Source organism: uncultured Thalassospira sp. (assembly GCF_963976115.1).
Lineage (GTDB): Bacteria > Pseudomonadota > Alphaproteobacteria > Rhodospirillales > Thalassospiraceae > Thalassospira.
Genome location: NZ_CAXBJJ010000007.1, coordinates 37,686 through 55,368, shown reverse-complemented (window position 1 = coordinate 55,368; position 17,683 = coordinate 37,686). Strand labels below are relative to the sequence as shown.

The window sequence follows — 17,683 nt, the reverse complement described above, 5'->3', positions numbered from 1 at the left end:
ACAAATCATTCCGTCCGTTCAGGGAGTTTTAAAATGAAACTGCGTTCTATCCTTTTAGGGGCATCCGCCTTTGCGATGCTTTGTGTTGGTGCCGGCACGGCCAAAGCCGACGGCGAACTGTTTTTCTATAACTGGTCAAACTATTTCCCGCCCGAACTGTTTGAAAAGTTTGAAAAGGAAACCGGCATCAAAGTAACGCTGGATGTCTATGATTCCAACGAAACCATGCTGGCAAAACTGCAAGCCGGTGCTTCGGGATACGACATTGTTGTGGCGTCAGACTATATGGTCGATGTCATGATCAAGGAAAAGCTGGCAACCGAGTTCGACGCCAAAAACCTTGAAAACTTCAACAATGTCGCCAAACCGCACGACACCATGAAATACGACCCGGAGCGCAAATATTCTGTCACCTATTTGTGGGGCACCACCGGCTTTACCTATGATTCCGCCGTGGCCAAAGAAAAGCTCGACGATAGCTGGAAAGAGTTTTTCGAACCGCGCGAAGAATTCCAGGGCAAAATTGGCGCATTGAATGACGAAGTCGAAATGTATGCCGCCGCCGCCTATTATGCCGGGGTCGACAAATGCACCGAAGACCCGAAGGAAGCGCAACAAATCCTCGATATTTTGCAAAAACAAAAACCCTATGTCGCGGTTTACAGTTCCGAGGGCACCATTGACCGCATGGCCGCCAAGGAAGTTTCGATGCATATGCAGTGGAACGGCGCATCCCATCGAACGAAGGAAAGCCTGCCCAGTGCCGTTTTTGTTTACCCAAAAGAAGGGCTTAGCTTCTGGTCAGATCACTTCATTATCCCGACGGGCGCACCCGACTTTGAAAATGCCAAAACATTCATTAACTGGATGATGCAGCCCGAAAATGCCGCTGCCGCGTCGAACTATACCGGTTATATGAATGGCATTAAGGGATCGGATGCCTATCTTGACGCGGCCTTAAAGGCTGATCCGGCTGTGAACATGCCCGAGAAATATGCCGATCGCCTGGTTGCCGGTAAAAACTGCACGCCCAAGGGCCGCGATTTACGCAACCGCGTCTGGACCAAGCTGAAAAGCTGATCTTGCGCGCCGCCACCGCCAAATCCCGAAATGGCCGCCGGAAATCCTGCTTTTCCGGCAGCCATCTCTAGCTTACCGACCCAGCCCCGCCCCGCACGAACAATGGACGTCCCCATGCCCCATGATCTGACCGACACCATCAATATCGCCCTGTGGGCCACCAATCTGGGCGTATCCCTGACCGGGATTGACGACTGGATCAGTCATATTGACCGTAAAATGAAACAGGCCCGTGCCGACGGGGCCAACATTTTTGTCATGCCCGAATATGCCAGCGAACAATGGATGGCCTTTAAGCCCGATGGCCTGCGCCCCGAAGACGAAATGGCATGGATGGCCGACCTTGCCCCCACAGCCATGGATGCGGCAACCACCCTTGCCACCCGCCATGACATGTTGCTGGTGGCAGGCAGTATGCCCTGGCACATTGGCGATGACCCGCGACGCGGCCAAACCAACCGCGCGCTGGCCTTTTTGCCCGATGGCAAAATCATCGCGCAAGACAAACTCAGCCTGACACCGGGCGAACAGGAACCCGATAGCTGGAACCTGACACCGGGTAAAAAATTATCGATCTTTGAATGGTGCGGTTTGCGCATTGCCATTCTGATCTGTCTGGATATCGAAATGCCTGCCCTGTCCTGCCTGCTGGCCAAACAGAATGTCGATCTTGTTCTGGTCCCTTCCATGACCGGCAAGGCATCGGGCTATCACCGTGTGTTTAGCTGTGCCAAGGCCCGCGCGGTAGAACTGATGTGCGTTGTTGCTGCTTGTGGCACCACCGGCACGGCGATTAACACCACCCAAAACCCCACCAATTACAGCGGTTGTGCTGTTTACATTCCGTGCGAACCCGATTTGGGCCATACCGGCATTTTCGCCGCAACCACCCCTGATGGCGGCGACGGGGCCGATGGCCCGGTTTTACTGGCCCGCGATGTGCCGGTCGGCAAAATTCGCCAGTTGCGCGCAGGCGATGCCGAAGTCTGGCCGGGGAACTGGTCGGCCAAACAGGTCGAAATCGTCAGTGCCTAACCTTCGGCGGTGACAACGCCCAAAAGCCTGCTCAAATGGCCCCTGCGTTATTTTTCAAATGGACCTTCGCATGGGGCCAATTTAACCCCACATTGCGCGCAACCTTTGCATTAACAGGATAAGCGCCATGACAACACCAAAGCCGCATAACACGTTCGACCAGCCCGTTGGCGTTCCCGTGCAAAACTGGCAGCCCTGTGTGCTTCCGCCCGCCACGGCCATGACCGGGCACCATTGCCGGGTGGAACCGATTGATCCGGCAAAACATGCTGCCGACCTGTTTGCCGCCAACAGAGCCGCCGACGGCGAAGACCGTTTTACCTATTTGCCAACCAGCCCATTTGAAAGCATTGAAAGCTACCGCAATTGGCTGGAGACAATGCGTGGCCCGGACCCGATGCTCCATGCCATTATTGACCTTGCCACAGAAAAGGCCGTTGGTGTTGCCGCCTTCATGCGGTTTGATACCGCAAATGGCAGTATGGAAGTGGGCCATATCAATTATAGCCCTGCCCTTGCCAAAACCATTGCCGCAACCGAAGCCATGTTCCTGATGATGAAACGTGCTTTTGAAGAATTGGGTTATCGTCGCTATGAATGGAAATGTGATGCCTTGAACGCACCTTCGCGTGCTGCTGCCACACGATACGGCTTTACATATGAAGGTACATTCCGCCAGCATCTTGTCTACAAAAACCGTAACCGTGACAGCGCGTGGTTTTCTGTTATCAGCCCGGAATGGCCCATAATCCGTGCCGCCTTCGAAGCCTGGCTTAACCCGCAAAATTTTAACGCCAGTGGCACGCAGATAGCCCGCCTGCAAGATTTGCGGCACGCCCTTGCCAACAGATAAACCTGCCCGACACAACCGCTTTGCAAACGCCGCCGCCATCAGGCGGCGTTTTTTATGGCACATTTGATACAGGCCGATGCCCCTGACAGATCAATTTTTGGCCCAAGCGCCCATTGTCATCATCCCATGATTATGCAACGGGTTAAAGGCAGGGTATAAAGGCACTTGGCCCTTTCGCAAACCGGAGCCCGTGATGTTTGATGCCCGCCTGCGCCCCCTGATCGATCCGCCGCTTAACGCGCTGGCCCGTCGCCTGTCGGGCAGTAACGTTACCCCCAACATGGTCACCGCACTGGGGTTTCTGATCGGTTTAATGGCAGCCTTTGCGCTGGTTATTCAACAATATTACACTGCGGCATTCCTGATCGTGCTAAGCCGCCTTGCCGACGGCATGGACGGTGCCATTGCCCGCCATGCCGCCCCGCGCAGTCGCCACCCCAATGCCAAAACCCAGGAAAGTGACCTTGGCGGTTATTACGACATTGTCGCCGATTTTCTGTTTTATTCCGGCATGGTTCTGGCCTTTGCCGTTGGGCGCCCGGAAAATGCGTTAATGGCGGCATTCCTGATTTTCTGTTTTGTCGGCACTGGCAGCAGTTTTTTGGCCTATGCCATTGTGGCCGCCAAACGCGGCGACAACCACGAAAAACAGGGTAAAAAAAGCTTTTACTATCTAACCGGCATTACCGAAGGCAGCGAAACCATCGCCGTCTTACTGGCTTTTTGCATTTTTCCGGCCTGGTTCACCCCGATTGCAGGCATTTTTGGCGCATTGTGCCTGATCACAACGTTTGGTCGCGTTTTGCAGGCAACCCGGGATTTTGGCTAACCCCGCCCGATAAAAATATAAAACCATATCTTTGCTTTAAATCCGACTGCCTGATCTTGACGTACCCAAAACGCGATACCTAATACAAACGTATATAAATGTGTTATCTTGTGAAACTGATATCATTCGTTTGGTCAAACGAATAAAGCAGAAGGGTTTCCTCCCTTGAGTAACGACGAATTTGTTTTTCTCGACGAAGACGATCATGCGCCGTCGCCACCCGGGCGAAAAACACACCCCGTAACATCGACGTCCTGGCGCATCCTGGTTGTCGATGACGATATTGATGTGCATGAAATCACCGGTCTGGCCCTGGACAATCTTGCCTTCCTCGGCCGCCCCGCACAGCTTTTGCACGCCTATAGTGCGCAGGAAGCCAAACAAATTCTGGCGACGGAAAAAGACGTCGCCATCATTTTGCTCGACGTTGTCATGGAAACCAGCGACGCAGGGTTAAAACTGGTTGGTCATATTCGTGAAGATTTGGGGATGCGTAATGTTCGTATCATTCTACGCACCGGCCAACCGGGCCAGGCCCCGGAAATGGACGCGATCACCAAATACGATATTGATGACTACAAAACCAAAACAGAACTCACCCGCAACAAGCTGTTTACCTCCATTACCACGGCATTGCGCTCGTTCGAGCGCATGCAAAAGCTTGATGCAAACCGGGCGGGCCTGGAAAAAATCATTGCCTCCAGCAACGAGTTTTTATCGCGGCGCGGATTACGCAATTTTGCCGAAGGTGTGATCACCCAGCTTTCCAGCCTGATGCATGTCCGCCCTGAAGGGCTGGTTTGCGCCATTGGCGGCGGCGAACATCTTGACCTTGTCGATGACCCGCCCCGTACAACCACAGGCCAAATTCAGATCATTGCCGCCGCGGGCCGATATAGCGACATGATCGGTCTCGATCTTGAAGAACTGCACGCAAACGACATTGTTACGGCGTTGCGCGAATGCATGATCCGCCAGGAAACCATTATTCTGCCCGGCTGTGTCGTTCTGTATCTTTATGTCCGCGAGGGTTACACCCTTGCCGCCTATATTGGCACGCCCGAACCGGTCAGCAGCCTTGACCAGCATTTATTATCGGTTTTTTGCGGCAACATGACCCTGTGCGCCGAAAACATTCAACTGGTCGAAAAACTGAAACGTCGTGCCTATATCGACGAGTTAACCAACCTTGCCAGCCGCACGGCCATCCTTGACGCCATGACAGCGGTTTTGAACGACCCGAACCCGGAACCCAATTCGCTGATCCTGATCGATTTGCAACTGTTTTCCGAAATCAACGATGTGCTGGGCCACACCTATGGTGACCACTTGCTCAATGCTGTCGGCAAACGTCTTTCAACGGTGTTACCTGACTGCATTGTTGGCCGAATTGCGGCCGACCTGTTTGCCGTCGTTGGTCGCAGTGAAATGCTCACCCAGGTTTCGATGTCGGCCATTTTTACCGCCCCCTTTACCATCGGGCATTTCGAAATTCCCATTCGGGTTGCCGCCGGGTCGACCCAACTGATACCCGACGGTCAAACCGCCCTGGACTGTATGAAGCAGGCCTATATTGCCCTGAAACGGGCAAAATCAAGTGGCTTTGGCCAAGTCACCAAATATGACCCGCAACTTGCCGCGGTGACCCGTGAACGGGCAAAACGGCTGGGCGATTTGCAAATGGCGATCGAACGCAACCAGCTTGAAGCGCATTATCAGCCCCTGATCGATTTTAAAACCGGTACACCCTGCGGGATGGAAGCCCTGATCCGCTGGCGCCGCGACGATGGCATTCTGGTTCCGCCATGCGAATTTATTCCGCTGGCCGAATATTCCGGACTGATCCGCCAGATTGGTGACTGGGTCTTGCGTGAAGCGCTGGACATGATCGGCAAGGTTCACGCAGCGGGTTTCCCCGACATGCGGGTGTCGATCAATGTGTCAAAGGTGCAAATGGTTGCCGACAATTTCCTCGACAACCTGCAACGCCAACTGACCCAGTCAAAAATCGCACCGCAATTTGTGGAAATCGAAATTACCGAAAGTGCCTGTGATATTGGCATCGCGGATCTTGAAACACTGCTAGGCCGTATTCGCGCCCTTGGGATTTCGATTGCCATCGATGATTTTGGCACCGGGTTTTCGTCATTGTCCTATCTGGACCGCCTGCCCGTCGACAAACTTAAAATCGACCGCTGTTTTGTCACCCCGCTTGATGACGACAACGACACCAGCCGCATTGCCGAACTGATTATCCCGCTGGGGCAACGTCTGGGCATGAAAGTGGTCGCGGAAGGCATTGAAACCGAAAAACAGGCGCAAAAATTACGCGATATGTCCTGTGATATCGCGCAGGGTTACTTCTATGGTTACCCGATGCCAGCCGACAAATTTCTGGCGTGGCTCAAAAATCCTCCTGCCGTTGTATCAGTGCTGCCAGCGCAACCGGCAACGCCATGATCCGTTTTCCCGCTTTAAAAGCCATGGTGTTGCCTGTCGTCTTGATGCGGGCGGGATGCGGCGACCCCGAACCGGTTAAGACAGGTTTTATCGCCAGGTTAAAACGCCAGGCCAGGAACGGCGTCACGCTTAAGAAAGCAGTGCTGCAATTACGCGATGTTCAAGGCTTGCAACAATTGTTGAGCTTTAACGCGCATGGCGACCGCGAACGCCAAAATTTTCACATCACCATCCAAAACGGCCAGTTTGTCAGACAATGAAAATCATCCGGCCTTATCCGTTTCGAACCTGGCTGATCATGCTGTTGTTCGCAACGTCGCTGTTCACTTTTCTGGTGGTGGGCAGTCTTATTTTGCTGGTGAAGATTCCGCAAATCCGCGCCACGCATCAATCATCCATCGTCCAGGCTGCGTCGGAAATCACCAACCGCGTCGAAACAGTGCTGAACTTTGTTGAATCGGACCTCGACCTTGTCGGTCGTATGCTGGCCCTGCTACCGCATGACGATATTCAAAAAGCCATTTCCCACACGCGCGAGGGCCGGTTTGATGCCCTTTATATCATTCACAAAAACGGTGAATTGTCGGCGGCCTATATCCGCGATACCAACGAAAACCGTCGGGGCGAGCTTTCCGGCCTCGATCTGTCAGACAATATTCTGTTTCAGGAGGCTGTGACGTCGGGCCGGACGGTTTGGAGCAACCATTACCTGTCGGTCATCACGGGTAAAATGACCGAGGCCGTCGCCATCCAGGCGTCAGAAAATGGCGATATCATAATTGGCGAGCTATCGATCCGCCAGCAGATAAAACTGGACCACAGCTTTGCCAGCAACCTGTCGATCCGTTTTTCCATCCTTGATAGCAACGGTGAAATCATCGCCGACAGCGACCACGACGCCCTTGGTCAAACCGACATACCCGAGGTTACACAATTTATCGCGCAGGACCACGGGCGCTCGGGTTTGGGACATGTCGTTATAAATGATGTCGAATATGATATGGCATCAAGATATTCCGATATTCTGGGCTGGCACTTCACCGCGCGTGTTCCCATCGGCCTCGACAACCCGGAAATTCGCAGTCTGACCGAAATAGTCATCGCCTGTTTTGGCGGGTCGCTGATCATTGGCCTGATCATGGTGTCGTTATGGGCGCATGTAATGGTATCGCCGGTAAACGGGCTTGTTGATCATGCATCCCGTATAGCGCGCGGGGCCATTTTGCCTGCCCGCAAAAAAGGCGGAGTTTACGAATTTAACCAGCTTTCTTCGGATCTCGACAGCTTGGCAACCGCCGTTCGCATTCGCCAGCAGGAACTGGGCCGATTAAATGACAGGCTGGAACTGCGCGTTCGTGAACGCACCGCCGAACTTGAACATATCAACACCGAACTGTCATCGACCCTGCAGGAACTTGGCGTGACACAGGATGAACTGGTGCAATCGGAAAAAATGGCGGCACTGGGCCGTCTTGTTGCCGGCATCGCCCACGAACTCAACACCCCGCTGGGCAACAGCCGCATGGCAGTAACCACTTTGTCCGACCAGAATACTGCTTTTGCCAAAATGCTGGCACATGGCCTGCGAAAATCGGACCTGAACGACTATCTGGCCCAGGTTCAAACCCTGACCACCATGATCGAACGCAATGTCATGCGGGCGGGGGATCTGGTCAGCAGTTTCAAACAGGTCGCGGTTGACCGGACCTCGTCGCATCGGCGCCGCTTTTCAATCACCGAAGTGGTTGATGAAACAATTCTGACCCTGATGCCGTCGCTTAAAAACCGGCCCGTCACAATCGAAAAACAGATCGAAACCGACAGTGTGCTAAACAGTTTCCCCGGTGAGTTTGGCCAGATCATTACCAACCTGATCGACAATGCCCTGATCCATGCGTTTGACCCCGATCAGCATGGGACTGTCACCGTTCGTGTCATCGACGCGACGGACCGGGAAAATGCCATCCTGCTTGAAGTGATTGATAGCGGAAAGGGCATGCCCCAGGATGTGCTGGAACATATTTTCGACCCGTTTTTCACCACCCGCATGGGCAGTGGCGGCACCGGACTGGGCCTGTCGATTGCGGCAAACGCCGTTAGCTCGCTATTGGGTGGCACCATTTCGGTCCGCAGCAAACCTGGGCAGGGCACCTGTTTTCGGATCATTTGTCCCTGTAACGCCCCCGACAATACCGACGAAAAGGCCTAAAGCGCTTTTCCTTTAATATGACGGAACTTGAATGGCTCGCGTTGAACGACAAAACCCCAAGGGCGCAAATACCGCACCTTGGGGTTTCATCTCATATTTGCCCTTAGCCAAGTTACCGCCCGATAACAAAATGCCGGTAATTGGGGAGAAAGCCGGTTTTAGTGATCAGACTCGCTGACAAAATGTTCCGCAAGCCCGGTATCATATTCCATACCTTCCGCCGTCAGGATAACGGTTTGCGGATAACCTTCCTGGGCTAACCCCTTACGTGCCAATGCGACCCAAACCGACGGGTTGCTAAACCCGCTGGCATCGCGCGCGGCGACAACAAATTCACCCACATGCACATGATCGCCATGGCCGTGCGGCAAACGGGTAATGGTGCCTTCGCCCGTTTGCGCATCAATCACGCCTGAATTGGGATTTTTGGCCAAAATCTGCGCCAAGGCAAGGGTGCGCGCCTGCAAGGCATTCAATTTTTTAGGATTGGCTTTTTGTACCGGCATTGCTGTGTCCCTGGCAAAAAGGTTAAACGAATTTATCGCCTGACTTAGCCGAAAACACCCCCCTGCATCAAGCCCGTATTTGCCGCTATCAGCCGCTATTGCCCGCGCGCCAGCTCTTTGCGCAGCTTGCGATCACGTTTTAAATGCCATTCGCGGCTCATGGCTTGGCCAAAGGTGCGAAAGCGTTCCATGTAAACCACTTCCCACTGCCGCCCCCGGGTCGTTTTGGCCCCCTTGCCGCCATTATGGGCGGCAAGGCGGGCTGTAACATCGGTGGACCAGCCAACATAGGTGCGCGGACTGGGAACCCCCAGTTCGCGCAACACATAAACAAAAGTCTGGTCGGCCATGCTGGCAATCAACCCATGGTGGAATTAAAGGCCCCACCGTCAAGCAGCACATTCTGGCCGATCATAAAGCTGGCATGTTCGCTGCACATGAAGGCACAGGTCGCACCGAAATCCAGCGGATCGCCAAATTTACCGGTTGGCAACGCCGCCTGGGCGCGCGCACGGGCTTCGTCCAGGGTAATATTTTCGGTTTTGGCCCGGTTACCCATCAACACCCCGATGCGGTCGGTATCATGCTGGCCCGGCAACAGGTTGTTCATCACAACACCGTCCCTGGCCACCTGGCGGGCCGTCCCGGCAACAAAACCGGTCAAACCGGCACGTGCCGCATTGGAAAGACCGAGTTGGGCAATCGGCGACTTAACCGAGCCCGATGTAATATTAACAATCCGGCCCCATTTGCGGGCAATCATGCCGGGCAAAACAGCCGTTGCCAGCAAAATCGGTGTTAACATATTGGACTGAATGGCAGCCTGCCATTCATCCTGGCCCCAGTCAGACCAAACACCGGGGGGCGGGCCACCGGCATTATTGACCAGAATATCCACATCCGGGCACGCGGCCAGCACCTTGTTGCGGCCTTCTTCGGTGGTAATGTCGACGGCAACCGTCTGCACAGTCACACCATAGCTATCCCGAATATACTGCGCTGTTTCTTCCAGCGGGCCTTCGCTACGCGCATTCAGTGTCAAATCAACCCCGGCTTCCGCCAGTTTGATGGCACAACCGCGCCCCAGCCCCTTTGACGAGGCACAAACAATAGCCTTGCGGCCCTTAATTCCCAGATCCAACGGATCCTCCATGGCTTGGTCGGTTTTCTCGATGGCGCAAAGATAGCCCGCCTGCCAATCCCGCGTCAAAGATCAATGACGATAAACCGCATCATAGGTATAAACATATTCCACGGCACGTTTGCCAACCTCGTCGGCACTCATGCCCGGTTTATAAATCCCCGATCCCAAACCGAAACCGTTGCATCCGGCCTTGGCAAAGCTGGAAAAATTAATCGGTTCAACACCGCCCACGGCAAAAACCGGCATGTCTTTGGGCAAAACAGCGCGCATCGCAGCAATGCCCTCTGCCCCAACCTGGCTGGCCGGAAAAATTTTAAGCCCGTCGGCACCGGACTTGATGGCGGCAAAACATTCGGTGGGGGTCATAACGCCCGGCCACGAACCCATACCGCATTTTTTGGTGTGCGCAATAACCTCGATGTCGCAATTGGGCGACACAACAAATTGCGCGTTGATCTCCTTTAGGCGATCAACGTCTTTAACTGTCAAAACAGTCCCCGCACCAATTTTTGCCGCATCGCCAACCGCTTTTTTCATAATCGGAATGGCCTCAAACGGATCGGGCGAATTTAACGGAATTTCGATCAGGGTAATTCCGGCATCCACCAACGCCCGGGCAATATCGCCCGCCTCGGACGAATGAACCCCGCGCAGAATGGCAATCAGGTTACGATGTGACATCACATTAATCCTTTCCGGTCAGAACGTTTTCCCAAGGGGGCCGATTTTTATTTTACAAGTCCATGATAGGCCCGGCGCAACCCGCCCAAGGTCACACCTTCAACATCGGCAATCGCGCTGTCAAAGCCATGCACACGCAACGCCTGGCGATAGCGTGCCGCCAGCTTGCCGTCGCCGATCAGGGCAATGGTATCCCCTTTGCCAAGTCTTGCAACAATATCAGCAATTTCACTGCCAATAACGTATCCGGACAATTGCGCAGCACCCGTTTGCCCGTTTGTTGCCCCAACCAGCCCACCGGCACGAATGGTAAACAGCCGGTGCAACAAATCCCCCGACGGCAGCGCCACATCTTTTACAGCCTGTTCAAAGGCCTGCGCGTCCTCGGCCCCTTGCATGGAATGGCGCAAAATCGATTGTTGCGACAACAGGGCAAAAACTTCGCCGCTCATATAGGTGCGAAAACCGGCAATGGTGCCATTGGCAATTTGCGCCCATTTGCTATGCGTGCCAGGCAAACAGACCCAGCCCGCAAAATCGGGGTTTTCGGCCATAAAACCCACCAGTTGGGTTTCCTCGCCCCGCATCACATCGGGGTCATCAACCTGTTTTAATCCCGGCAAAATATAAACAATCAACCCGGATGCATTTAAATCAGGCTGCACCGCCCCGGCGGCCAGTGTGGCAGGCTGTGCGGGCAGGCTGGCATAAGGCGCTTCGCGCCAGCCCTGTTTGGCACCCGCCATCCCACAGACAATCACCGCAATAGCGGCACCATCCGCACCGGGATGATCGGGCAACCAGCCTGCCACCAGATCGCGCAGCACCGTTTCAAAACCACCATCGGTAATTTTGTTCAAACCCAAATCAGACTCGCATCGCGCCAAAACCTGCCCGGCCCCATCCATTGCCCACAGGCGCAAATTCGATGTCCCCCAGTCTGCGGCGATCCATTCAAGCTGGTCGGATATTTTGCTGTGCGAGTCTGCCACGTTTGCCTGCCCCCTGTTTTTGACGGATGTCTTTGTTTCCTCACACAATTAAACCCGAATCAGGCCGATGTACATACCGCAGATAAAAACTGTCCATGCAGATATGGCTCCCGTTACAAAGTATTGATCAGGGCGATCACATCATCCTCAATCTCGATGCCGTTTTGTGCGGCCATGGCGCGCGCCGTTTGCCCCCGGCGACCTGGCAGGCGAACGGCAGGGTCGCTGGCAATTTCACCGGCAAGATACGCAATGCGTTCCAGCGGGTTAAATCCCGGTGCCGTCGCCTTGGGGTCAATCGCAATAATCATATGGCCCAAGGCAGGCGGTGCGCCCTTGTCATCAAACAGCGACGTTGCCTCGTGGGAAAAATGCGCCCCGGTCAAGCCGGCGGACAATATTTCAACCATCAATGCCAGGGCGGCGCCTTTGGCATCCCCGGCGGGCACCATGGTCCCGGCAAGGGCATCATTGGCGTCGGTGGTGGGGTTACCGTCGCGGTCCAGCGCCCATCCTTCCGGAATATCGGTGCCCTTTTGTTTGGCCGCCATAATTTTACCGCGCGCCACCTTGGACAAGGCCAGATCAACCACGATCGGATCACTGCCAGGCACCGGTGTGGCAAAAGCCAGCGGATTGGTGCCATACATGGGCCGCAACCCGCCCCAAGGGGCCATTGCTGCCGGGGCATTGGCCACCATAATCGCCACCAGCCCCTGTTCGGCAAACCGTTCAACGGTTAACCCCATCACCCCGGCATGATGCGACCGGCGAATGGATGCCAGGGCAATGCCCTGCGAACGGGCTATTTTGGGCAATTCAGCCACGGCAAGATCCAACGCAGGAAAAGCAAAGCCAAACGCGGCATCTATTGCCAAAACACCTGGTGCGGGACGAGAGAAAGTCGGGCTTACCTGCCCGTCGGTTTTACCGGCCCAGGCCTGCTTGCTATAGGCCTCAACCCGGCGCAAGCCATGCCCGCCCTGCCCTGCGGCCTCGGCGGACACCAGTGCCGCTGCGACAGAGGCCGCATTTAGCGCGGAAACATTATTGCGAACAAGGGCGTCAATCACCAGGTGGCAGGCTTCGGAAAGGGATAAAAGCATATGGGCAAACCTTGGAATGAGGGAACGATATGCACAGCCTTCGCAACGAAAAACTGCATACCAGACAGGGTGGTTCACACTAATCCTTCCGCAGGACGGCGACCAGTCTGTTTGACAACAATTTCAACGGCTAAAGCATATCGGGTTGCGCGCAAAACAGACCATCCAAAAATCGGGGCTATGGCATTCCACCAGGCAGATATCTAATCCCCTTCAACCCGCTTTGCGTGGCACAACAATCGTGGCCTCCAGCTCTTGCACCACATCGCCCGTGGTATTCAGGGTCAGGCTTTTCATCACTACCCGCCCGCGGTCAGCCCGGCTTTGTGACGGCGTAATCGACATAATTTCGCTTTTTACACGCAAAATGTCGTCCGGTCGGGTCGGACGTGGCCATTTAACCACGACATTGCTGCCAATCACGCCGCTGGAAAACGGGGTCGATTGCACAATCAGCTTCATGGTTACGGCGGCTGTGTGCCAGCCACTGGCGGCCAGCCCGCCAAAAAGCGAGCTTCTGGCAGCATCGGCATCAAGATGAAAAGGCTGTGGGTCAAACTGGCGGGCAAAGGCAATGATCTGATCGGCATCCATCGCATGGGTTGCGCTTTCAAACCGTTGCCCGACCCTTAAATCATCCAGATAAAGGGGCGACGTATTTTGATCATTTTCGTGCAAAACCTTATCCTTTTCCTACAGACACGACACGCCGGGCGTCTTTCAAACACCCATCATGTGACAGCACCGCGCACGCGTATATGGAAAATTCAGGCACAGCGTCACAAGCCTGCCGCCCAATCACCGTTCCGAACAAAGCTAGCCGCCAAACCGGGGGAACTCAGCCCCGTTTTTGCCCTCCGCGCAGGGCAAAAATGGCCCCTGCCGCAACCATCAGGGCCAATGCCGACCATGTCAGGGCATAAATCAGATGGCTGTTGTGAAAAGTGATTTGCGTTAAACCGCCCAAAGGCAAACCACCGGGATTTTTACTGTTATCGGCATCAATGAAATAGGGCGCAACATTGGCCGGGACGAGGCCATGAAACTGTGCCATGGCTTTCACATCGCGCGAATACCAACGGTTATCTTGCGGCACATTATCGCGAAGGGCGGTGCCGCCCGGTTCATCCATGCGCAAAAGGCCGGTGACCGTAACGGTGCCATCGGCCTGGCCCTGTTTGCGCGTTGCGGGGTCTTTGTGGTCGGTTGGAACAAACCCGCGATTCACCATGACAATCGTGCCGCTATCATCGCGAACCAGCGGCGTCATCACCCAAAACCCGGCACCATAATCGGTGGCAGCATAAACAACCGTCTCCTGATCGTTCAGGAAATGCCCGGTAACACGAACATGGCGGTATTCGTCATTTTGCGCTGTAACGCCCGCCCAGTCCGCGCGGGGCGGTGCCGATATTGCCGGGGCGGCAACCCGTGTTGTCACCCGGTCAATCAGGGCCAGCTTCCACGCCCGTCTTTCCACCTGCCAGACGGCAAGGGCAATGAACCCGCAAAACAGGATCAACGCAATCACGCCAATGATAATTCGGGCCGCAAGCGAACGCGACGAAGATGAGCTGGCGGGCGAAGAAGACGGCGTATCTACCATGGAACAACACTTTCGATTGGCAACCGGAAAAGCCGGAATAAAAAAGGCGCGACAGGTTCCCCCGCCGCGCCTTGAATTCAAACCCGTGCCGGTTAAGGCATGGTTTTCATCATGCCTTCGGTCATGGCGGGCATCATGTTGGTGTTCAAATGATACATCACCCACAAGGAACCACTAATCGTAATCGCCACGATCACAATCGTGAAAATCAGCGCCAGCATCGACCAGCCGCCTTCGGCTTTGCTGTTCATATGCAGGAAGTAGATCATGTGAACCACAATCTGCACCACCGCCAGCAACATCACGGCAACTGCCGTCGCCGTTGAGCTGGACAACACATCAGCCATCACCAGCCAGAACGGGATCGCGGTCAGGATTACCGACAGGATAAACCCGGTCAGATAGCCCTTGAACGAACCATGTCCTTCGGTTTCGCCGTGATGCCCGTGGGAATGTTCAGTCGCGTGCGATGTCATCCCAGAACTCCCATCAGATAGACGAATGAAAACACCCCGATCCAGATCACATCCAGAAAGTGCCAGAACAGGCTAAGGCACATCAGGCGGCGTTTGTTGGCCGCACCCAGGCCGTATTTACCCACCTGAACCATCAGCGTAATCAGCCAGATAATACCGACGGTAACGTGAACACCGTGGGTGCCAACAAGGGTAAAGAAAGATGACAGGAACGCGCTGCGCTGCGGACCGGCCCCTTCCATGATCAGATGGGCGAATTCGTAAAGTTCCAGCCCAACGAAAGCCGCCCCGAACAGCCCGGTAATTGCAAGCCAGATCAGCGTTGCTTTTTGTTTGTCCTTTTCCATTGCCAGCATGGCAAAGCCATAGGTAATGGACGAGAACAGCAGCATCGACGTGTTGACCGCCACCAGCGGCAGATCGAACAGGTCTTGCGGGCCCGGCCCGGCCGCATAATTGCGGCCAAGCACCCCGTGGGTTGCGAACAGGACCGCAAAGATGAGGCAATCGCTCATCAGATAGATCCAGAATCCAAGCATCGTACTGCTTGGCGCATGCGGTTCTTCCTTGGCAAGAAAGACCGGTGTTTGCGCGTCATAAGCGGCGGTTTGCGTAACCATTATCGAGTTCTCACGCCTGTTTTGCCAGAAGCTTGGTACGTGCTTCTTCGGTCTCGATCACTTCTTCCGCAGGAATGTGGAAGTCACGGTCGTAATTGAACGAATGCCCGATGGCGACAGCGATCATGCCGACAAATGCCAGGATGGCAAGCCACCACATATGCCAGACCATGCCAAAGCCAAGCGCCACGGCCAGGGCGGCGATGATGGCCCCCGTCCCCGTGCCTTTCGGCATGTGGACGGATTTAAAGCCTTCGGTCGGACGGACAAAGCCACGCTGTTTCATATCCCACCACGCATCATGGTCATAAACCACAGGCGTGAAGGCATAATTATATTCAGGCGGCGGCGAAGAGGTAGACCATTCCAGGGTGCGTCCATGCCAGGGATCGCCGGTTTCATCGCGCAGCTTGTCGCGGCGCATGACACTGACAACAATCTGGATCACGAAGGATGCGATGCCCCCGGCAATCAGAACCGCGCCAAAGGCCGCAATGATGAACCATATCTGCAATGACGGATCATCGAAATGGTTCAGACGGCGGGTCACGCCCATCAGACCCAGAACATAAAGCGGCATGAAGGCGAAATAGAAGCCGATGAACCAGAACCAGAACGACATTTTGCCCCAGAACGGGTCCAGCTTGAAACCGAACGCTTTCGGGAACCAGTAGGTGATACCGGCAAAAACGCCGAACACCACGCCCCCAATGATCACGTTATGGAAATGCGCAATCAGGAACAGGCTGTTATGCAAAACAAAGTCGGCAGGCGGAACAGCAAGCAGAACTCCGGTCATACCACCGATAACAAAGGTCAGCATAAAGCCGATGGTCCACAGCATCGGCACTTCAAACCGGATGCGGCCCTTATACATGGTAAACAGCCAGTTGAACATTTTCGCGCCCGTCGGGATCGAAATGATCATGGTGGTGATACCAAAGAACGAGTTCACACTCGCCCCGGAGCCCATGGTGAAGAAGTGATGCAGCCAAACCAGATAGGACAGGATCGTGATCACAACGGTCGCATAGACCATCGAGCTATAGCCAAACAGACGCTTGCCCGAGAAAGTCGCAACAACTTCTGAAAATATACCAAAGCAAGGCAGGATCAGGATATAGACCTCGGGGTGCCCCCAAATCCAGATCAGGTTGATATACATCATCACGTTGCCGCCCATATCATTGGTAAAGAAATGGGTGCCGACATAACGGTCAAGGGTAAGCAGGGCCAAAACAGCGGTCAAAACCGGGAACGCCGCCACGATCAGCACGTTGGTGCAAAGCGCGGTCCAGGTGAAAACCGGCATTTTCATCATCGACATGCCAGGCGCGCGCATTTTGACAATCGTCGCAATCAGGTTAACCCCGGAAAGCAGGGTCCCCAGACCGGCAATTTGCAAGCCCCAGATGTAATAATCAACGCCAACGCCGGGACTATGCGAAATATCGGACAGCGGCGGATAGGCCAGCCAGCCGGTTTTTGCAAATTCACCAACGAACAGCGAAATCATGATGATAATCGCGCCCGCCGCCGTCATCCAGAAGCTGAAATTGTTCAGATACGGAAAGGAGACGTCGCGAGCACCAATTTGCAGCGGCACAACAAAGTTCATCAAACCGGTGACGAACGGCATCGCGGCAAAGAAAATCATGATCACGCCGTGGGCGGTAAATACCTGGTCATAATGGTGCGGCGGCAAAAACCCTTGCGAGTCGCCAAATGCCATTGCCTGCTGCGCACGCATCATCAGCGCATCGGAAAAACCGCGCAACAGCATTATCAGGCCCAGAATGATATACATCACGCCGATCTTTTTATGATCAACGCTGGTAATCCATTCCTGCCACAAATAGGTCCATTTACCGAAATAGGTGACCGCGCCCAGAACAGCCAGGCCGCCAATCACCACACCAATAAAGGTCACGACCAGGATCGGTTCGTGATAGGGAAATGAATCAAGGGAAAGCCGACCAAAGATCAACTTTAACAGATCCGGATTTGAAGGCATCGGTTTACTCTTCTTTTCAATGCGGCGGTGCCAGGCACAGCCGCCAAGGTCCGATAAACTAGGATCGCGGTT

General features: G+C 54.5%; 18 protein-coding genes. 7 read left to right on the top strand and 11 right to left on the bottom strand.

Annotation, left to right across the window (positions count from 1 at the left end):
* Positions 1-33 precede the first annotated feature (33 nt).
* The 7 genes from AAC086_RS10395 to AAC086_RS10365 all read left to right on the top strand — a co-directional run bounded on the left by AAC086_RS10395 (position 34) and on the right by AAC086_RS10365 (position 8,466).
* Positions 34-1,080 carry an extracellular solute-binding protein gene (locus AAC086_RS10395; protein ID WP_339778505.1) on the top strand — a complete coding sequence of 349 codons (1,047 nt, stop codon included), beginning with the start codon at positions 34-36 and terminating at the stop codon, positions 1,078-1,080.
* 114 nt (positions 1,081-1,194) lie between these two features.
* On the top strand, positions 1,195-2,115 hold the full coding sequence (locus tag AAC086_RS10390) for a nitrilase-related carbon-nitrogen hydrolase (RefSeq protein ID WP_339778503.1): 921 nt from the start codon (positions 1,195-1,197) through the stop codon (positions 2,113-2,115).
* 127 nt (positions 2,116-2,242) lie between these two features.
* Entirely contained in the window at positions 2,243-2,968 is a 726-nt protein-coding gene (locus AAC086_RS10385) for a GNAT family protein (RefSeq protein ID WP_339778501.1), read from the top strand.
* Between the two features lie 193 nt (positions 2,969-3,161).
* Positions 3,162-3,797: a CDP-alcohol phosphatidyltransferase family protein gene (locus tag AAC086_RS10380; protein WP_339778499.1), complete on the top strand. Its 636-nt coding sequence runs from the start codon at positions 3,162-3,164 to the stop codon at positions 3,795-3,797.
* 165 nt (positions 3,798-3,962) lie between these two features.
* Entirely contained in the window at positions 3,963-6,257 is a 2,295-nt protein-coding gene (locus AAC086_RS10375) for an EAL domain-containing protein (protein WP_339778497.1), read from the top strand.
* Positions 6,254-6,517 carry a hypothetical protein gene (locus AAC086_RS10370; RefSeq protein ID WP_339778495.1) on the top strand — a complete coding sequence of 88 codons (264 nt, stop codon included), beginning with the start codon at positions 6,254-6,256 and terminating at the stop codon, positions 6,515-6,517. The genes AAC086_RS10375 and AAC086_RS10370 overlap by 4 nt, the downstream gene beginning before the upstream one ends.
* On the top strand, positions 6,514-8,466 hold the full coding sequence (locus AAC086_RS10365) for an ATP-binding protein (protein WP_339778493.1): 1,953 nt from the start codon (positions 6,514-6,516) through the stop codon (positions 8,464-8,466). The genes AAC086_RS10370 and AAC086_RS10365 overlap by 4 nt, the downstream gene beginning before the upstream one ends.
* A gap of 158 nt (positions 8,467-8,624) precedes the next feature.
* Here AAC086_RS10365 and AAC086_RS10360 read toward each other — a convergent pair whose 3' ends face one another.
* The 11 genes from AAC086_RS10360 to cyoB all read right to left on the bottom strand — a co-directional run bounded on the left by AAC086_RS10360 (position 8,625) and on the right by cyoB (position 17,611).
* A complete protein-coding gene (locus tag AAC086_RS10360; protein ID WP_339778491.1) occupies positions 8,625-8,972 on the bottom strand; it encodes a hypothetical protein in 348 nt (115 codons plus the stop codon).
* A 95-nt stretch (positions 8,973-9,067) separates the two neighbouring features.
* On the bottom strand, positions 9,068-9,322 hold the full coding sequence (locus AAC086_RS10355) for a GIY-YIG nuclease family protein (RefSeq protein WP_339778489.1): 255 nt from the start codon (positions 9,320-9,322) through the stop codon (positions 9,068-9,070).
* An 8-nt stretch (positions 9,323-9,330) separates the two neighbouring features.
* Positions 9,331-10,113: an SDR family NAD(P)-dependent oxidoreductase gene (locus AAC086_RS10350; RefSeq protein ID WP_339778819.1), complete on the bottom strand. Its 783-nt coding sequence runs from the start codon at positions 10,111-10,113 to the stop codon at positions 9,331-9,333.
* A 72-nt stretch (positions 10,114-10,185) separates the two neighbouring features.
* On the bottom strand, positions 10,186-10,797 hold the full coding sequence (locus AAC086_RS10345) for a 2-dehydro-3-deoxy-6-phosphogalactonate aldolase (RefSeq protein WP_339778488.1): 612 nt from the start codon (positions 10,795-10,797) through the stop codon (positions 10,186-10,188).
* A gap of 47 nt (positions 10,798-10,844) precedes the next feature.
* Positions 10,845-11,789, bottom strand: coding sequence for a 2-dehydro-3-deoxygalactonokinase (locus tag AAC086_RS10340; RefSeq protein WP_339778486.1), 945 nt, complete (start codon positions 11,787-11,789; stop codon positions 10,845-10,847).
* Positions 11,790-11,902: 113 nt separating this feature from the next.
* Positions 11,903-12,895, bottom strand: a complete 993-nt coding sequence (locus tag AAC086_RS10335) for an Ldh family oxidoreductase (RefSeq protein ID WP_339778484.1) — start codon at positions 12,893-12,895, stop codon at positions 11,903-11,905.
* Positions 12,896-13,108: 213 nt separating this feature from the next.
* Positions 13,109-13,573 carry a MaoC family dehydratase gene (locus tag AAC086_RS10330; protein ID WP_339778482.1) on the bottom strand — a complete coding sequence of 155 codons (465 nt, stop codon included), beginning with the start codon at positions 13,571-13,573 and terminating at the stop codon, positions 13,109-13,111.
* 160 nt (positions 13,574-13,733) lie between these two features.
* Positions 13,734-14,501 (bottom strand): SURF1 family protein, encoded by a 768-nt coding sequence (locus AAC086_RS10325; protein WP_339778481.1) that lies wholly within the window; start codon positions 14,499-14,501, stop codon positions 13,734-13,736.
* A gap of 92 nt (positions 14,502-14,593) precedes the next feature.
* Positions 14,594-14,977: a cytochrome o ubiquinol oxidase subunit IV gene (gene cyoD, locus AAC086_RS10320; RefSeq protein ID WP_339778479.1), complete on the bottom strand. Its 384-nt coding sequence runs from the start codon at positions 14,975-14,977 to the stop codon at positions 14,594-14,596.
* Positions 14,974-15,597, bottom strand: a complete 624-nt coding sequence (cyoC, locus tag AAC086_RS10315) for a cytochrome o ubiquinol oxidase subunit III (protein ID WP_339778478.1) — start codon at positions 15,595-15,597, stop codon at positions 14,974-14,976. The genes cyoD and cyoC overlap by 4 nt, the downstream gene beginning before the upstream one ends.
* Before the next feature lie 10 nt (positions 15,598-15,607).
* On the bottom strand, positions 15,608-17,611 hold the full coding sequence (cyoB, locus tag AAC086_RS10310) for a cytochrome o ubiquinol oxidase subunit I (RefSeq protein ID WP_339778476.1): 2,004 nt from the start codon (positions 17,609-17,611) through the stop codon (positions 15,608-15,610).
* Positions 17,612-17,683 lie beyond the last annotated feature (72 nt).